Origin of the sequence: Escherichia sp. WS1152, assembly GCF_046487665.1 — a bacterium.
Taxonomy (GTDB): Bacteria; Pseudomonadota; Gammaproteobacteria; order Enterobacterales; family Enterobacteriaceae; genus Escherichia; species Escherichia coli.
Window position 1 is genome coordinate 19,568 of the sequence record NZ_JBJQJA010000005.1, and the last position, 17,520, is coordinate 37,087.

Sequence of the window (17,520 nt, forward strand, 5' to 3'; positions counted from 1 at the left end):
ACCCTGTTACGCATAAATAAATGTGAAATTATAATCACAAAATATGCATAAAAAATCACTAAATGGCAATCAGAAATCAGCGATGCAGGAAATTAGCCAGCAGTTGATGTCCTTGTTCGCTAAGAATACTTTCTGGATGGAACTGCACACCTTCCAGATCCCACTGGCGATGGCGAATCCCCATAATCTCGCGGGTTTCGCTCCAGGCCGTCACGTCAAAGCACGCTGGTAATGAGTCAGGTTCCACCACCAGCGAATGGTAGCGTGTCACGGTAAGTGGATTTGCCAGCCCCCGAAATACGCCCTCACCGTTATGTGTAATCGGCGAGGTTTTGCCGTGCATGACCTTTGCGGCGCGCACAACTTTACCGCCAAATGCCTGCGCCATTGCCTGATGACCGAGGCAGACGCCAAGAATCGGCAAGCGCCCGGCATAGTGGCGAATAACGTCAAGGGAGATCCCGGCTTCATCTGGCGTACAGGGGCCAGGTGAGATGACAATTTTTTGTGGTTTAAGGGCGTCGATATCCGCCAGCGTCAACGCATCGTTGCGCTTAACCAGCACATCCGCCCCCAGTTCACAAAAGTACTGGTAGAGGTTCCAGGTAAAAGAATCGTAGTTATCTATAAGCAGGATCATGGCGGCTCCGGTACGAAAGAACCACGCTATTTTACTCAGATTCCCCGGCTTCGCTTACCACTTTGCTAAATATCATCTGCAGCGCGGTGAGATCCCCCATTGCCCCACTCTGATTTGCCTGATTCCAGGCTTCTTTTTCGATACCCTGCCAGCTCAGTTGATATCCGGCATGAATCGCCAGTTGCTCGAAGAAGATCCGCTGTGCCAGTCCGCTTCCCACACGGAAGGGATGCAGCACGTTGATTTCACAATAGTAATGCGCCAGCCGCTCGACGAACTTCGCTTTCTCCAGGCCAACCAGATAACCTTCTTCCTCCAGATCCTGCATCAGGGCATTGCCCTCTTTTTCGATATAAGCAAAGTGGCAGAACGGCGTATCGCCCTGATAAATATCAACTTCACGCAGTTGCCCCGCCCAGTCGAAAATATCCTGATACAGCTGGCGATGGATAGTGCGCAAATGCGGTAAACCGCGCACCAGCGGACCAAGCTCAATGGTCGCAGCACGCAGCGCCGTCATTTCGTAAGCGGCCTGTTCCAGCCGCTGCTGCTGGTGGATGTTCAGCCGGTTACGCATGATATCAAGGCCAGGATAAAGATACGGATCGCGCCCTTCGCCGAATTTATCGCTCATAGTGCCTCCTCAGCTCTTCAAGGCGCGCTAAAGCCTCTGCGGCAGTAAGAGTGACTAAAGGCATCTCGACGCCTTCAAGACGGCGACTGGCCTGGAAATTACGATTACGCTGAAGCTCCCAGAGACGGGACTTTTGCTTATCGGTGAGTTTCTTCACTTGATGCCTCCCTGAACGTGTCCATTTGCCACAAGTATAAGCGGCAAATCCGGGTTACGCCGGGAGAGCAGAAGCGCGGGCAAGATTGCCCGCGCGAGAAATCATTACGGCAGGACTTTAGCGGAAAGGATAACTACCGGTTTTGACGGCACATTCTGGTACGGACCAACGTCATGAGTCGGCACCTGGGAAATCTTATCGGCCACGTCCATGCCTTTCACCACTTTACCAAATACCGCGTAACCGAAATCACGCTGACCATGGTCAAGGAAGGCGTTATCGGCAACGTTGATAAAGAACTGGCTGGTGGCGCTGTCTTTGTCAGCGGTACGCGCCATCGCGATGGTACCACGCGTGTTGCGCAGGCCGTTATCGGCTTCATTTTTGATTGGCGGGTTTGGTTTTTTCTGCTGCATCTGCTCGGTGAAACCGCCGCCCTGAATCATAAAGCCAGGAATGACGCGGTGAAAGGTAGTGTTGTTATAAAAACCGCTGTTCACATAATCGACAAAGTTTTGCACAGACACTGGCGCTTTTTGTTTATCCAGCTCCAGTTCGATGTTACCAGCTGAGGTTGTCAACAATACGTGCGGGTCCCCTTTCGCTGCCATTGCTGCGGGAGAAAGAGCAGAAAGAGCGAAAACAGCAGCCATCGCCGCCAGGGTCGATTTGAACATGAGATTTCCTTAACAAACAGAGCAGAAAAAAAGCAAGTGAAGAGATTCTAAATAGCCTTCAAGAACAAGGCCATCCCTTTACCTAATTTTACGTATCTGAAATATATGTAACCTGACGATCACTTTTTATTCCGTGATCAAAATCACCTCTTAAAATGCAATTTAGCAACCGATTGCAATAAAACATTTAAACAGATCACAAAATCACCTAAAATCGCCCGCTCGCGGCATATCCCGCTATGCCATTTTATTTTTGAACGCAGGCCAATCATGACTAACAGCAATCGCATCAAGCTCACATGGATTAGCTTTCTCTCCTACGCACTGACTGGTGCGTTGGTTATTGTCACCGGGATGGTGATGGGAAATATCGCCGATTATTTCAATCTGCCTGTTTCCAGTATGAGTAACACCTTCACCTTCCTCAACGCCGGCATTTTAATCTCTATCTTCCTCAACGCCTGGCTGATGGAAATCGTCCCGTTGAAAACGCAGTTACGTTTTGGCTTTCTCCTGATGGTGCTGGCGGTTGCCGGTTTGATGTTCAGCCACAGCCTGGCGCTGTTCTCGGCGGCGATGTTCATTCTCGGGGTGGTCAGCGGCATCACCATGTCGATTGGTACATTCCTGGTAACACAAATGTATGAAGGGCGTCAGCGCGGTTCCCGCCTGTTATTTACCGACTCCTTCTTCAGTATGGCTGGGATGATTTTCCCAATGATCGCCGCGTTTCTACTGGCGCGCAGCATTGAGTGGTACTGGGTTTATGCCTGCATCGGGCTGGTGTATGTCGCTATTTTTATTCTGACCTTCGGCTGTGAGTTCCCGGCGCTGGGCAAACATGCGCCAAAAACGGATGCTCCGGTAGAGAAAGAAAAGTGGGGGATCGGCGTACTGTTTCTCTCTGTTGCGGCGCTGTGCTACATCCTCGGTCAGTTAGGTTTTATCTCCTGGGTGCCTGAGTATGCCAAAGGCCTGGGCATGAGCCTGAACGACGCGGGCACGCTGGTGAGTAACTTCTGGATGTCATACATGGTCGGCATGTGGGCGTTCAGCTTTATTCTTCGCTTCTTTGATTTGCAACGCATTCTGACCGTACTGGCTGGTCTGGCTGCGATTCTGATGTACGTCTTTAACACCGGAACACCAGCACATATGGCGTGGTCAATTCTCGCTCTGGGCTTCTTCTCCAGCGCGATCTATACCACCATCATCACCCTGGGTTCACAGCAGACCAAAGTACCGTCGCCAAAACTGGTTAACTTTGTCCTGACCTGCGGAACCATCGGTACTATGTTGACCTTTGTGGTTACCGGCCCGATTGTTGAACATAGCGGTCCGCAGGCGGCACTGCTTACAGCAAACGGTCTGTACGCTGTCGTCTTTGTGATGTGCTTCCTGTTAGGTTTCGTCAGCCGTCACCGTCAGCATAACACCCTGACCTCTCATTAATTGCTAATGCCGGACGGCACTATCGTCGTCCGGCCTTTTCCTCTCTTCCCCCGCTACGTGCATCTATTTCTATAAACCCGTTCATTTTGTCTATTTTTTGCACAAACATGAAATATCAGACAATTCCGTGACTTAAGAAAATTTATACAAATCAGCAATATACCCCTTAAGGAGTATATAAAGGTGAATTTGATTTACATCAATAAGCGGGGTTGCTGAATCGTTAAGGTAGGCGGTAATAGAAAAGAAATCGAGGCAAAAATGAGCAAAGTCAGACTCGCAATTATCGGTAACGGTATGGTCGGCCATCGCTTTATCGAAGATCTTCTTGATAAATCTGATGCGGCCAACTTTGATATTACCGTTTTCTGTGAAGAACCGCGCATCGCTTATGACCGCGTACACCTCTCGTCTTACTTCTCTCACCACACCGCCGAAGAGCTGTCGCTGGTGCGCGAAGGCTTCTACGAGAAACACGGCATCAAAGTTCTGGTCGGCGAACGCGCTATCACCATCAACCGTCAGGAGAAGGTGATTCACTCCAGCGCCGGGCGTACCGTTTTTTATGACAAGCTGATCATGGCGACCGGTTCCTACCCGTGGATCCCGCCAATCAAAGGTTCTGATACTCAGGACTGCTTTGTCTATCGCACCATTGAAGACCTCAACGCCATTGAATCCTGCGCCCGTCGCAGCAAACGCGGTGCCGTTGTTGGTGGCGGCCTGTTAGGTCTGGAAGCCGCTGGCGCGCTGAAAAACTTAGGTATTGAAACCCACGTTATCGAATTTGCCCCTATGCTGATGGCGGAACAGCTTGATCAGATGGGTGGCGAGCAGCTGCGTCGCAAAATCGAAAGTATGGGCGTGCGCGTTCACACCAGCAAAAACACCCTTGAGATTGTGCAGGAAGGTGTCGAAGCGCGTAAAACCATGCGTTTTGCCGACGGCAGCGAGCTGGAAGTTGACTTTATCGTCTTCTCTACCGGTATCCGTCCGCGCGATAAGCTGGCAACCCAGTGTGGTCTGGACGTTGCTCCGCGTGGGGGTATCGTCATTAATGATTCCTGCCAGACTTCCGATCCGGATATCTACGCCATCGGTGAATGCGCAAGCTGGAACAACCGTGTATTTGGTCTGGTAGCACCAGGCTACAAAATGGCGCAGGTCGCCGTTGACCATATTCTGGGTAGCGAAAACGCCTTTGAAGGTGCTGACCTTAGCGCCAAGCTGAAACTGCTGGGCGTAGACGTAGGCGGTATTGGTGATGCGCACGGTCGCACGCCTGGCGCACGTAGCTACGTTTACCTCGACGAAAGTAAAGAGATCTACAAACGCCTGATTGTCAGCGAAGACAACAAAACCCTGCTCGGTGCGGTACTGGTGGGCGATACCAGCGACTACGGCAACCTGCTGCAACTGGTGCTGAATGCTATCGAGCTGCCGGAAAACCCGGATTCTCTGATTCTGCCGGCGCACTCGGGTAGCGGTAAGCCGTCTATCGGTGTTGATAAACTGCCGGACAGCGCGCAAATCTGCTCCTGCTTCGACGTCACCAAAGGTGATCTGATTGCTGCCATCAACAAAGGCTGCCACACCGTTGCGGCGCTGAAAGCCGAAACCAAAGCGGGTACTGGCTGCGGTGGCTGTATCCCGCTGGTTACTCAGGTACTGAACGCGGAACTGGCGAAACAGGGCATCGAAGTTAACAACAACCTGTGCGAACACTTTGCTTATTCGCGTCAGGAACTGTTCCATTTGATCCGCGTTGAAGGCATTAAAACCTTCGAAGAACTGCTGGCGAAACACGGCAAAGGCTACGGTTGTGAAGTTTGTAAACCAACCGTCGGTTCGCTGCTGGCCTCCTGCTGGAACGAATACATTCTGAAGCCGGAACATACTCCGCTGCAGGATTCTAACGACAACTTCCTCGCTAACATCCAGAAAGACGGAACCTACTCGGTGATCCCGCGCTCTCCGGGCGGTGAAATCACCCCGGAAGGACTGATGGCAGTGGGTCGTATCGCGCGTGAATTTAATCTCTACACCAAAATCACCGGCTCTCAGCGCCTGGCGATGTTTGGCGCACAGAAAGACGATCTGCCGGAGATCTGGCGTCAGCTGATTGAAGCTGGCTTCGAAACCGGTCATGCCTATGCGAAAGCACTACGTATGGCGAAAACCTGCGTGGGTAGCACCTGGTGCCGCTACGGCGTTGGCGACAGCGTCGGCCTCGGCGTGGAACTGGAAAACCGCTACAAAGGCATCCGTACGCCGCACAAAATGAAGTTCGGTGTCTCCGGCTGTACCCGTGAATGTTCAGAAGCTCAGGGTAAAGACGTGGGTATTATCGCCACTGAAAAAGGCTGGAACCTGTATGTTTGCGGTAACGGCGGCATGAAACCGCGTCATGCGGATCTGCTGGCAGCGGATATCGATCGCGAAACGCTGATCAAATATCTCGACCGCTTCATGATGTTCTACATCCGTACCGCCGACAAACTGACGCGTACCGCGCCGTGGTTAGAAAACCTCGAAGGCGGCATCGATTATCTGAAAGCGGTGATCATTGACGACAAACTGGGGCTGAACGCACATCTGGAAGAAGAGATGGCGCGCCTGCGTGAAGCGGTAGTGTGTGAGTGGACTGAAACGGTCAATACACCGTCCGCGCAGACTCGCTTCAAACACTTCATCAACAGCGACAAGCGTGACCCGAACGTACAGATGGTGCCAGAGCGCGAACAGCACCGTCCGGCAACGCCGTATGAACGTATCCCGGTAACTCTGGTGGAGGACAACGCATGAGCCAGTGGAAAGACATCTGCAAAATCGATGACATCCTGCCTGAAACCGGCGTCTGCGCGCTGTTAGGTGACGAGCAGGTAGCAATTTTCCGCCCGTATCACAGCGATCAGGTGTTTGCGATCAGCAACATCGACCCGTTCTTCGAGTCCAGCGTGCTGTCACGCGGGCTGATTGCGGAACACCAGGGCGAGCTGTGGGTCGCCAGCCCGCTGAAAAAACAGCGTTTTCGCTTAAGTGATGGCTTGTGCATGGAAGACGAACAGTTTTCCGTCAAACATTACGAAGCACGAGTGAAAGACGGCGTGGTGCAGCTGCGCGGTTAATGTTTTAACGGGAGGCGCAATGCCTCCCCTTTTTGCATGGTCCTGTAATGACCTTCGGTATATTGCAGGACATTTTTTAAACTTTTTGTTTTATTTTTTTGTTTTTATTTTTTAAAGGATAATCAAATGTTTACAGACACTATTAATAAGTGTGCGGCTAACGCTGCGCGCATTGCACGCCTGTCGGCAAATAACCCGCTCGGCTTTTGGGTCAGCTCCGCCATGGCGGGCGCGTATGTGGGTCTTGGGATCATCTTGATTTTCACGCTCGGTAATTTGCTCGACCCGTCCGTACGTCCGCTGGTGATGGGCGCGACCTTTGGTATCGCCTTAACGCTGGTGATTATCGCCGGTTCTGAACTGTTCACCGGACACACCATGTTCCTCACCTTTGGGGTAAAAGCGGGCAGCATCAGCCACGGGCAAATGTGGGCAATCCTGCCGCAAACCTGGCTGGGTAACCTGGTCGGTTCCGTCTTCGTTGCCATGCTCTATAGCTGGGGCGGCGGTAGCCTGCTGCCGGTAGATACCAGCATCGTTCACTCCGTCGCGCTGGCTAAAACCACTGCACCGGCAATGGTACTGTTCTTCAAAGGTGCATTGTGTAACTGGCTGGTTTGCCTGGCAATCTGGATGGCGCTGCGCACTGAAGGGGCGGCGAAATTTATCGCTATCTGGTGGTGTCTGCTGGCATTTATCGCGTCCGGCTACGAGCACTCTATCGCTAACATGACGCTGTTCGCGCTCTCCTGGTTCGGCAACCACAGCGAAGCCTACACGCTGGCGGGTATTGGTCATAACCTGCTGTGGGTGACGCTGGGTAATACTTTATCAGGTGCCGTATTCATGGGATTGGGTTATTGGTATGCTACGCCGAAAGCGAATCGTCCGGTTGCGGACAAATTTAATCAAACTGAAACGGCTGCCGGTTAATTACTAAGGGGTTTTTACGTGGATCATTTGCCTATATTTTGCCAATTACGCGATCGCGACTGTCTGATTGTCGGCGGTGGTGATGTCGCGGAACGCAAAGCAAGGTTGCTGTTAGACGCAGGCGCTCGCTTAACGGTGAATGCATTAGCGTTTATTCCACAGTTCACCGCATGGGCAGATGCAGGCATGTTAACCCTCGTCGAAGGGCCATTTGATGAAAGCCTTCTCGACACCTGCTGGCTGGCTATTGCAGCGACGGATGATGACGCGCTTAACCAGCGCGTCAGCGAAGCCGCTGAAGCTCGTCGCATCTTCTGTAACGTGGTCGATGCGCCGAAAGCCGCCAGCTTTATTATGCCGTCGATTATTGACCGCTCACCGCTCATGGTCGCGGTCTCCTCTGGCGGCACCTCTCCGGTTCTGGCACGCCTGTTGCGCGAAAAACTCGAATCACTGCTGCCGTTGCATCTGGGCCAGGTAGCGAAATACGCCGGGCAATTACGCGGGCGAGTGAAACAACAGTTCGCCACGATGGGTGAGCGTCGCCGTTTCTGGGAGAAATTGTTCGTTAACGACCGCCTGGCGCAGTCGCTGGCCAACAACGATCAGAAAGCCATTACTGAAACCACCGAACAGTTAATCAACGAACCGCTTGACCATCGCGGTGAAGTGGTGCTGGTTGGTGCAGGTCCGGGCGATGCCGGGCTGCTGACGCTGAAAGGACTGCAACAAATTCAGCAGGCAGATGTGGTGGTCTACGACCGTCTGGTTTCTGACGATATTATGAATCTGGTACGCCGCGATGCTGATCGCGTTTTCGTCGGCAAACGCGCGGGATACCACTGCGTACCCCAGGAAGAGATTAACCAGATCCTGCTGCGGGAAGCGCAAAAAGGCAAACGCGTGGTGCGGCTGAAAGGTGGCGATCCGTTTATTTTTGGCCGTGGTGGCGAAGAGCTGGAAACACTGTGCAACGCGGGTATTCCGTTCTCGGTGGTTCCGGGTATTACCGCAGCTTCTGGTTGCTCTGCCTATTCGGGTATTCCGCTCACGCATCGCGATTATGCCCAGAGCGTGCGCTTAATTACCGGACACTTAAAAACTGGTGGCGAGCTGGACTGGGAAAACCTGGCGGCAGAAAAACAGACGCTGGTGTTCTATATGGGGTTGAATCAGGCCGCGACTATTCAGCAAAAGCTGATTGAACACGGAATGCCAGGCGAAATGCCGGTGGCAATTGTCGAAAACGGTACGGCAGTCACGCAGCGCGTGATTGACGGTACGCTCACGCAACTCGGTGAACTTGCTCAGCAAATGAACAGTCCATCGCTAATTATTATTGGTCGGGTTGTTGGCCTGCGCGATAAACTGAACTGGTTCTCCAACCATTAATTTAACCCGGGCCAGAGAATTCTGGCCTTCTTAATGACTCTTTTTATATATTCAGCAAATAAAACATAACCCCTTAATAAATATTATCTGCTAATGGGTTATATTCACCGTTACAGCGACTTACAAAATTAAGTCATTCGCTCACTGACGCCAATTAAATATTCCTGTATTGTTCTTAATGAGCAGTCTGCTTATATTCATATAATCAATGAATATTAATTAATATATAATACATAGGGAATGTAAATGAACAAATTTATTAAAGTTGCACTGGTAGGTGCAGTACTGGCTACGTTAACTGCATGTACTGGTCATATTGAAAACCGTGATAAGAACTGCTCTTACGACTACCTGCTGCACCCGGCAATTTCTATTTCTAAAATCATTGGCGGTTGCGGTCCTACTGCACAGTAAGTCTCTGACAGAAATCGGCTAACACCGGTTTAATTGCCCGACGCCCTCTGGATTTTCCGAGGGCGTATTTGTTTCTATATCCTTCTTGCTCCCCACCCGTAAAAATATTTTCACTTTAATTTCAATTGGATAACCACATTCATTAGCCACAGCGCGATCCTGTGCGAAATTTTGTGATCTTCCTCCACATTACATAACATCATATGTTGTTATATTCATCATGTATTGTCATGTTACCTTTTAAATGACTGCAAACTCTCCCCTACAACGTATTGGACAAGAAAAAGGTATCGCTATGGGAAGCCAGGAACTCCAACGCAAGCTCGGATTTTGGGCCGTTCTTGCAATCGCCGTCGGGACAACCGTCGGCTCCGGTATTTTTGTATCTGTGGGTGAAGTGGCAAAAGCAGCGGGCACGCCGTGGCTTACGGTGCTCGCGTTTGTCATTGGCGGGTTAATTGTGATCCCGCAAATGTGCGTCTATGCGGAACTATCCACCGCTTATCCGGAAAATGGCGCAGATTATGTTTATCTGAAAAATGCCGGAAGCCGACCGCTGGCTTTCCTCTCCGGCTGGGCCAGCTTCTGGGCCAACGATGCGCCGTCATTGTCGATTATGGCGCTGGCGATTGTCAGCAATCTTGGCTTTTTAACGCCTATCGATCCGTTGCTCGGTAAATTTATCGCCGCCGGATTAATTATCGCCTTTATGTTGCTACACCTGCGCTCCGTTGAAGGCGGCGCAGCGTTTCAGACGCTAATTACCATCGCCAAAATTATCCCGTTCACTATCGTCATTGGCCTTGGGATCTTCTGGTTTAAAGCGGAGAATTTTGCCGCCCCTACCACCACTGCGATTGGCGCAACGGGCAGCTTTATGGCGCTGCTGGCGGGGATCTCTGCCACCAGTTGGTCGTATACCGGCATGGCCTCTATCTGTTATATGACCGGCGAAATTAAAAACCCCGGAAAAACCATGCCACGAGCGCTGATTGGTTCCTGTCTGCTGGTTCTGGTGCTCTACACCCTGCTGGCGCTGGTGATTTCCGGCCTGATGCCCTTCGACAAACTCGCCAATTCTGAAACGCCGATTTCCGACGCCCTGACCTGGATCCCCGCACTCGGCAGCACCGCTGGGATCTTTGTTGCCATCACGGCGATGATCGTCATTCTTGGTTCGCTTTCCAGCTGCGTGATGTACCAGCCGCGGCTGGAATACGCGATGGCGAAAGACAACCTGTTCTTTAAATGCTTCGGCCATGTGCATCCGAAATACAACACGCCGGATGTCTCCATCATCCTGCAAGGGGCGCTGGGGATCTTCTTCATCTTCGTTTCCGATCTCACCAGCCTGCTGGGTTATTTCACCCTGGTGATGTGTTTCAAAAATACCCTCACCTTCGGCTCCATCATCTGGTGTCGTAAACGCGACGATTACAAACCGCTGTGGCGTACTCCGGCTTTCGGGCTGATGACCACCCTCGCCATTGCGTCAAGCCTCATTCTGGTCGCCTCAACCTTTGTCTGGGCACCGATTCCCGGCCTTATCTGCGCCGTCATCGTTATTGCTACTGGTCTGCCTGCTTACGCCTTCTGGACGAAGCGTAGCCGCCAGCTCAACGCTTTGTCGTAATGTTATCTGGAGAAAATAAAATGTTGGATATTGATAAAAGCACCGTGGACTTTCTGGTCACCGAAAATATGGTTCAGGAAGTGGAAAAAGTTCTCAGCCATGACGTTCCGCTGGTGCACGCCATCGTGGAAGAGATGGTGAAGCGCGACATTGATCGTATTTATTTCGTTGCCTGCGGCTCGCCACTCAACGCGGCGCAAACGGCGAAACATCTGGCGGATCGCTTTTCCGATCTTCAGGTCTACGCCATTTCCGGCTGGGAGTTCTGCGATAACACCCCGTATCGCCTCGACGATCGTTGCGCGGTGATTGGCGTTTCTGACTACGGTAAAACGGAAGAGGTAATCAAAGCGCTGGAGCTGGGCCGGGCCTGCGGCGCACTCACTGCGGCGTTCACCAAACGCGCGGACAGCCCGATTACCTCGGCGGCGGAATTTAGCATTGATTATCAGGCCGACTGTATCTGGGAAATTCACCTGCTGCTCTGCTACAGCGTGGTGCTGGAGATGATCACCCGCCTCGCGCCGAACGCGGAAATCGGCAAGATCAAAAACGATCTCAAGCAGTTGCCGAATGCGCTCGGTCATCTGGTACGCACCTGGGAAGAAAAAGGCCGCCAGCTTGGTGAACTGGCCAGCCAGTGGCCGATGATTTATACCGTTGCTGCGGGTCCGCTGCGTCCGCTGGGTTACAAAGAAGGCATTGTAACGCTGATGGAATTTACCTGGACGCACGGCTGCGTGATTGAGAGCGGAGAGTTCCGCCATGGCCCGCTGGAGATTGTCGAACCGGGCGTTCCGTTCCTGTTCCTGCTCGGCAATGATGAAAGTCGCCACACCACCGAACGCGCCATTAACTTTGTTAAACAGCGTACTGACAACGTGATCGTCATCGATTACGCCGAAATTTCGCAAGGGCTGCACCCGTGGCTGGCACCGTTCCTGATGTTCGTGCCAATGGAGTGGCTCTGCTACTACCTGTCTATTTACAAAGATCACAACCCGGATGAACGCCGCTATTACGGTGGTCTGGTGGAATATTAATCCCTCTCCCGGCCCGGCAACGGGCCGAATTTACGCAAGGAGTTACCCGATGAAAACAGGTATGTTTACCTGCGGCCACCAGCGGCTGCCTATTGAACACGCATTTCGTGATGCAAGCGAGCTGGGTTACGACGGCATCGAAATTTGGGGCGGTCGCCCGCACGCGTTCGCGCCGGACTTAAAAGCGGGCGGCATCAAACAAATCAAGGCGCTGGCGCAGACGTATCAGATGCCGATTATCGGCTATACGCCAGAAACCAACGGCTATCCGTATAACATGATGCTGGGCGATGAACATATGCGTCGCGAAAGCCTCGACATGATCAAGCTGGCGATGGATATGGCAAAAGAGATGAACGCGGGTTATACGCTGATTTCCGCGGCCCACGCGGGCTATCTCACGCCACCTAATGTTATCTGGGGACGGCTGGCAGAGAACCTAAGCGAACTGTGTGAGTACGCGGAAAACATCGGCATGGATCTGATCCTCGAACCGTTAACGCCGTATGAATCGAACGTCGTGTGTAATGCTAATGATGTGCTTCATGCGCTGGCGCTGGTGCCTTCGCCGCGCCTGTTCAGCATGGTCGACATTTGCGCGCCGTATGTCCAGGCGGAACCGGTGATGAGTTATTTCGACAAACTGGGTGATAAATTGCGTCATCTGCATATTGTCGACAGCGACGGGGCCAGTGACACACATTACATTCCCGGCGAAGGCAAAATGCCGCTGCGGGAGCTGATGCGCGATATTATCGACCGGGGCTATGACGGTTACTGCACGGTGGAACTGGTGACGATGTATATGAACGAGCCCAGACTCTATGCCCGCCAGGCGCTGGAACGCTTTCGCGCGCTGCTGCCGGAGGATGAGAGATGAAAACCCTGGCGACAATCGGCGATAACTGCGTCGATATCTACCCGCAACTGAATAAAGCGTTTTCTGGCGGTAATGCGGTCAATGTGGCGGTGTACTGCACTCGCTACGGCATACAGCCGGGATGCATTACCTGGGTGGGTGACGATGACTACGGCACAAAGCTGAAGCAGGATCTCGCCCGCATGGGCGTCGATATCAGCCATGTCCATACGAAACACGGCGTTACCGCACAAACTCAGGTGGAACTGCACGACAATGATCGCGTTTTTGGCGACTACACCGAAGGCGTGATGGCCGACTTTGCCCTGAGTGAAGAGGATTACGCCTGGCTGGCGCAGTATGACATTGTGCACGCGGCAATCTGGGGACATGCGGAAGACGCATTCCCACAGCTGCACGCTGCGGGCAAACTTACCGCTTTCGACTTCTCCGACAAGTGGGACAGCCCGCTCTGGCAGACACTGGTGCCGCATCTCGATTTTGCCTTTGCCTCCGCACCGCAAGAAGACGAAACGCTGCGTCTGAAGATGAAAGCGATTGTTGCCCGTGGCGCAGGCGTGGTGATTGTCACGCTGGGTGAAAACGGCAGCATTGCCTGGGATGGCGCGCAGTTCTGGCGTCAGGCTCCTGAACCGGTGACGGTTATCGACACCATGGGTGCCGGAGATTCGTTCATTGCCGGATTCCTTTGCGGCTGGTCTGCGGGGATGACATTACCGCAGGCGATGGCGCAGGGAACGGCGTGCGCGGCGAAAACCATTCAGTACCACGGTGCCTGGTAGGTATAACGTTGGCGTGAGCATCTTCACGCCAACGTGCTGTTACTTGCCGGAAAACGACCCTATAATCCGAGTAATTCATTCTTTATTTCAGGGTCGATTATGTCAGCTACGGACCGCTACTCTCATCAACTCCTCTACGCTACCGTCCGCCAGCGACTGCTGGATGATATCGCGCAGGGGGTTTACCAGGCCGGGCAACAGATCCCTACCGAAAACGAGCTTTGTACACAATATAACGTCAGCCGCATTACCATTCGCAAAGCCATCAGCGACTTAGTGGCAGACGGCGTACTGATCCGCTGGCAGGGAAAAGGCACCTTTGTACAAAGCCAGAAAGTTGAAAACGCCCTGCTTACTGTCAGTGGTTTTACCGATTTTGGCGTCTCACAAGGCAAGGCGACGAAAGAGAAAGTGATCGAACAGGAACGGGTCAGCGCCGCGCCGTTTTGCGAAAAGCTGAACATCCCCGGAAACAGCGAAGTGTTCCATCTCTGCCGGGTGATGTATCTCGATAAAGAGCCGCTGTTTATTGATAGTTCATGGATCCCGCTGTCGCGTTATCCTGACTTTGATGAGATTTACGTCGAAGGAAGCTCCACCTATCAGTTATTTCAGGAGCGTTTTGACACGCGAGTGGTCAGCGACAAAAAGACCATCGATATCTTTGCCGCCACCCGCCCGCAGGCAAAATGGCTGAAATGCGAACTGGGCGAACCGTTGTTTCGCATCAGCAAAATCGCCTTTGATCAGAATGACAAACCGGTGCACGTCTCCGAACTCTTCTGCCGCGCCAATCGCATCACCTTAACTATTGATAATAAAAGACATTAACCGTAGGCCGGATAAGATGCGCCAGCATCGCATCCGGCGATGCTGGCGCGTTGAATTTTACATCCCGTGCGTTCCCCTCACCCTAACCCTCTCCCCATAGGGGCGAGGGGACCGTTCAGTACGGAATTTAGCTTGACGGTGCTATCCAGCATTAAATACTGGCAATACTCTCACGCAAAATCCGCAGCACCGTCTCTTCACCGCTGCGATTCGGGTTAATGCGAATCGCACAATGTTCTGATTGTGGATTCGCCTGGCGAAACGTTCCGGAAAGGCGATAAAAGAGCGGCGGGATTTCATATTTCGACTCTGCACCCACCGGGTAAGGCAAGGCACCGCGCTTTTGCGCCTCTTCCAGCACTCTGGCGGCAATCGGCTGATGAAACTCGACAATCAACACCTTCGACTGCGCATTAGCAATCACCGCGCTTTTCACTTCCGCCACCGCACCACCGTTAAGCAAAGCCAGCAACCGTTCAGATACCCCTGCCTGCACCGCGTGCATCACTGGCGCAAACACCAGACCACGCAATACTTCCAGCGCCTGTGCGCCCTGGATCTGGCTACCGCCGGAGTAAAGCGTGGCGCGAATACGGTTGATAACATCAGCATCGCCGACCACTGCACCAACACCCTCTGGCCCAAATAGCTTGAAGCAGGAAAATGTCGAGACATTCGCGCCGCATTCACAGCCGATTCGCGCCACCTTCATCACCGCATAGTTGTCATCGGTTAACGCTGGAACACCTGCCGCGCGCAACGTTGCCAGCACATCTGCCAGCACGTAGCTGTCCTGCGGCTGCTGGCGCGTATGCTGCACCAGCGCCGCATCCGGTTGTTGCTCGTCGACGACCTGCTTCAGTGCCGACAGGTCATTGAAATCAACAGTAATAAGCGTCAGCCCCATCTGCTCAATAATAACCCGTGTCGTCGGGTAAACAGGCGCGTCATGCACCAGAAGACGCTGCCCCGGTTTGAGCAAAGCCGCCAGCCCGGCGCGAATCGCGCCAGTCCCCGCGCCCTGCACCAGCGCCGCAGCCTGTGCGTGAAATGCATCAGCCAGCACCTGTTCCACACGCTGGGTAACGCGCGGTTGATTCAGTCCTGGCGTTAAGCCTAAATCACCGCCAGTAAGAAACTCGCTGCCGGGGAAATGGCGACAAATGCTATCCACCAGCGCAAACTGCTTTTGCTGCGCCTCAATAATCGTCAGGCTTTGCAGAGGAAACGTCTTCATAGGTGCCTTCCTTAAGCCGGAACGAACAGGCCAAGCCAGTAAAGAACATTCAGCAGAATACCGGTGATCATTACTGCCACGACCGGTGCCGCCATTTTCTGTACCGGACGGCCCAGGGATTCGTTGAGGAAGTAAATGGCAACCGCGATAGAGAATCCGGTATAACCCGCCATCTTAATTGCTGCGAAAATCGAACCGACCAGCAGCGCCACTTCCATCAGCATATTCATGGCGTTACGGATGTTATCCGACGCATTACGCACCGACGGATAGCGCCCCAGCCATTTGCCGATCGAACGAAGCAATAAAACTTCTGCCGAAATAACCACTGCACCTAATACCGCTGCAACCATCGGATTCGGCGAGAGATAGCCCACCGCATAAACAAAGGTAAAGCCCGCAACTGCATACACACCCGTTGCTAACGCGGTGGTGGCAATCAACGGCACAAACCCCAGTCCGCGCATAAATTCTGCCAGAGCCGCCTGATTAATCAGCGTTTGCGATTGTTCCGGCGTTACGCCTGCGGAATATGCTTTCTCCAGTGTGAAGATCGACACTTCACTGCCAGCAAAAATCTTCATGCTGGCAACGGCGGCAATCAATGCTCCCACGATGGCGATATAGGGTAAGTTTTTGATAATCCGTGACGTGCGTTCTTCAAACACCGAAAGCCCGCTGGCATCAATGTCATTTTCATCACGATGACGCAGGTCGTGAGTTATCGCGATCCCCAGCAGCATCACCATGCCAATAAAGATTTCGATGGATTCAGGGTTAAGATGTGGGAAATAGCGCACGACTACCACACGGGTCATCAGTACCACCACGGCGGCGATCAGACTTTGCTTCCAGCCAAACTGGTAGAAAATCGCCACCAGCGGGAACAGTGCAAAAGCTGAAACCACCGGCGAGCTTAATTCCCCCAGGCTACCTAATACATCCACCGGCAGCGCGGTCAGCAGCTGGTTTACTGGCAACAGGCAAGTAAGGATCAACACGCCCCAGATAGCGCCAAGACCAAACGCCATCAGGCTGTTTATCGCCAGGACGCCGAGGATATCGGTAGGAAGAAAGAGTAACCATGCGTTGAGCAGCCCGGTTTTCAGGGTAAAAGAGATCCCCACCGAGGCCACAAAACCAATGCTCAGACCAAAAGCGATACTCCCCGCCTCGCGACGGTTCATATAGCCTTCAATCAGTTGCGGCAGGATCGGGCGGATGCCGTCATGAAAAACAGCCGCCGAGCGATGCGCCAGAAGCGATGTCATACCCGTCAGGCACGCCACCACGATAATCTGAATATACAGATCCATAGTCGTGCCTTTTATTTCAGATGGTTAATCAGCATCGGAATCGCGTGTTCGACGTGCTCAACGGAAAGGCCAAACGCCACTTTCCCTTCGGCGATCATTTTGGCGATATGCTCGTCTTTCGCTTTAATGCCTGGTTTGGCAATGGTGCAACTTTTGTTATAGCCAATCACCGCGATGGCAATCGACAATGCCGCGCCCGCACCGGTATTACACGCACCGATGTAGTAATCCAGTTGCCCGGATTTCACTTTCATTGCCGCTTCCATGTCGTTGTGAATGAAAACTTCAAAACTGCCAGGAGCCGTCGCTTCAATGGTTTTTTTAATCTGCTCACGCTGTAAGCCTGCAACGCCAATCTTTTTCATGAGTCT

General features: G+C 52.7%; 18 protein-coding genes. 11 read left to right on the forward strand and 7 right to left on the reverse strand.

The window, feature by feature from the left end; genetic code table 11:
• Nucleotides 1-76: 76 nt before the first annotated feature.
• The 4 genes from pabA to ppiA all read right to left on the reverse strand — a co-directional run bounded on the left by pabA (nucleotide 77) and on the right by ppiA (nucleotide 2,108).
• Nucleotides 77-640, reverse strand: coding sequence for an aminodeoxychorismate synthase component 2 (pabA, locus tag ACJHW7_RS09695; RefSeq protein WP_000601847.1), 564 nt, complete (start codon nucleotides 638-640; stop codon nucleotides 77-79).
• Nucleotides 641-671: 31 nt separating this feature from the next.
• The gene (locus tag ACJHW7_RS09700) at nucleotides 672-1,274 is read right to left on the reverse strand and encodes a putative adenosine monophosphate-protein transferase Fic (RefSeq protein WP_001280624.1); all 603 of its coding nucleotides are present in this window, start codon (nucleotides 1,272-1,274) and stop codon (nucleotides 672-674) included.
• The gene (locus tag ACJHW7_RS09705; RefSeq protein WP_000736860.1) at nucleotides 1,264-1,431 is read right to left on the reverse strand and encodes a YhfG family protein; all 168 of its coding nucleotides are present in this window, start codon (nucleotides 1,429-1,431) and stop codon (nucleotides 1,264-1,266) included. The genes ACJHW7_RS09700 and ACJHW7_RS09705 overlap by 11 nt, the downstream gene beginning before the upstream one ends.
• Nucleotides 1,432-1,535: 104 nt before the next feature.
• Nucleotides 1,536-2,108, reverse strand: a complete 573-nt coding sequence (ppiA, locus tag ACJHW7_RS09710; RefSeq protein WP_000477225.1) for a peptidylprolyl isomerase A — start codon at nucleotides 2,106-2,108, stop codon at nucleotides 1,536-1,538.
• Between the two features lie 270 nt (nucleotides 2,109-2,378).
• Between ppiA and tsgA the strand changes: the two genes are divergently transcribed.
• The 11 genes from tsgA (at nucleotide 2,379) to frlR (ending at nucleotide 14,596) form a co-directional block, all read left to right on the forward strand.
• Nucleotides 2,379-3,560 carry an MFS transporter TsgA gene (gene tsgA / locus ACJHW7_RS09715; protein ID WP_000185247.1) on the forward strand — a complete coding sequence of 394 codons (1,182 nt, stop codon included), beginning with the start codon at nucleotides 2,379-2,381 and terminating at the stop codon, nucleotides 3,558-3,560.
• A 261-nt stretch (nucleotides 3,561-3,821) separates the two neighbouring features.
• Nucleotides 3,822-6,365, forward strand: coding sequence for an NADPH-nitrite reductase large subunit (gene nirB, locus ACJHW7_RS09720; protein WP_000049213.1), 2,544 nt, complete (start codon nucleotides 3,822-3,824; stop codon nucleotides 6,363-6,365).
• The gene (gene nirD, locus ACJHW7_RS09725) at nucleotides 6,362-6,688 is read left to right on the forward strand and encodes a nitrite reductase small subunit NirD (protein WP_000084764.1); all 327 of its coding nucleotides are present in this window, start codon (nucleotides 6,362-6,364) and stop codon (nucleotides 6,686-6,688) included. Before nirB ends, nirD begins: the two co-directional genes overlap by 4 nt.
• Nucleotides 6,689-6,814: 126 nt before the next feature.
• On the forward strand, nucleotides 6,815-7,621 hold the full coding sequence (gene nirC, locus ACJHW7_RS09730) for a nitrite transporter NirC (RefSeq protein ID WP_000493556.1): 807 nt from the start codon (nucleotides 6,815-6,817) through the stop codon (nucleotides 7,619-7,621).
• Nucleotides 7,622-7,639: 18 nt separating this feature from the next.
• Nucleotides 7,640-9,013: a siroheme synthase CysG gene (gene cysG / locus ACJHW7_RS09735; protein ID WP_000349855.1), complete on the forward strand. Its 1,374-nt coding sequence runs from the start codon at nucleotides 7,640-7,642 to the stop codon at nucleotides 9,011-9,013.
• 246 nt (nucleotides 9,014-9,259) lie between these two features.
• The gene (locus tag ACJHW7_RS09740; protein ID WP_001031834.1) at nucleotides 9,260-9,427 is read left to right on the forward strand and encodes a YhfL family protein; all 168 of its coding nucleotides are present in this window, start codon (nucleotides 9,260-9,262) and stop codon (nucleotides 9,425-9,427) included.
• A gap of 295 nt (nucleotides 9,428-9,722) precedes the next feature.
• Entirely contained in the window at nucleotides 9,723-11,060 is a 1,338-nt protein-coding gene (gene frlA / locus ACJHW7_RS09745) for a fructoselysine/psicoselysine transporter (protein WP_000535506.1), read from the forward strand.
• A gap of 20 nt (nucleotides 11,061-11,080) precedes the next feature.
• Nucleotides 11,081-12,103, forward strand: coding sequence for a fructoselysine 6-phosphate deglycase (gene frlB / locus ACJHW7_RS09750; RefSeq protein ID WP_001295163.1), 1,023 nt, complete (start codon nucleotides 11,081-11,083; stop codon nucleotides 12,101-12,103).
• 49 nt (nucleotides 12,104-12,152) lie between these two features.
• Complete coding sequence (frlC, locus tag ACJHW7_RS09755; protein ID WP_000847831.1) at nucleotides 12,153-12,983, forward strand: fructoselysine 3-epimerase; 831 nt, start codon at nucleotides 12,153-12,155, stop codon at nucleotides 12,981-12,983.
• Nucleotides 12,980-13,765, forward strand: coding sequence for a fructoselysine 6-kinase (gene frlD, locus ACJHW7_RS09760; RefSeq protein ID WP_000853357.1), 786 nt, complete (start codon nucleotides 12,980-12,982; stop codon nucleotides 13,763-13,765). Before frlC ends, frlD begins: the two co-directional genes overlap by 4 nt.
• A gap of 99 nt (nucleotides 13,766-13,864) precedes the next feature.
• Entirely contained in the window at nucleotides 13,865-14,596 is a 732-nt protein-coding gene (gene frlR, locus ACJHW7_RS09765) for a DNA-binding transcriptional regulator FrlR (RefSeq protein WP_001276847.1), read from the forward strand.
• Nucleotides 14,597-14,747: 151 nt separating this feature from the next.
• Here the strand turns inward: frlR and ACJHW7_RS09770 are convergent, their stop codons facing one another.
• The 3 genes from ACJHW7_RS09770 to ACJHW7_RS09780 are packed head-to-tail and all read right to left on the reverse strand — an operon-like array spanning nucleotide 14,748 to nucleotide 17,514.
• Nucleotides 14,748-15,833 carry an aminotransferase class I/II-fold pyridoxal phosphate-dependent enzyme gene (locus ACJHW7_RS09770; RefSeq protein WP_021533114.1) on the reverse strand — a complete coding sequence of 362 codons (1,086 nt, stop codon included), beginning with the start codon at nucleotides 15,831-15,833 and terminating at the stop codon, nucleotides 14,748-14,750.
• An 11-nt stretch (nucleotides 15,834-15,844) separates the two neighbouring features.
• Nucleotides 15,845-17,149 (reverse strand): YhfT family protein, encoded by a 1,305-nt coding sequence (locus ACJHW7_RS09775; RefSeq protein ID WP_000366862.1) that lies wholly within the window; start codon nucleotides 17,147-17,149, stop codon nucleotides 15,845-15,847.
• Nucleotides 17,150-17,160: 11 nt separating this feature from the next.
• Nucleotides 17,161-17,514, reverse strand: a complete 354-nt coding sequence (locus ACJHW7_RS09780; protein WP_001297518.1) for a DUF2620 domain-containing protein — start codon at nucleotides 17,512-17,514, stop codon at nucleotides 17,161-17,163.
• Between the last annotated feature and the right edge of the window lie 6 nt (nucleotides 17,515-17,520).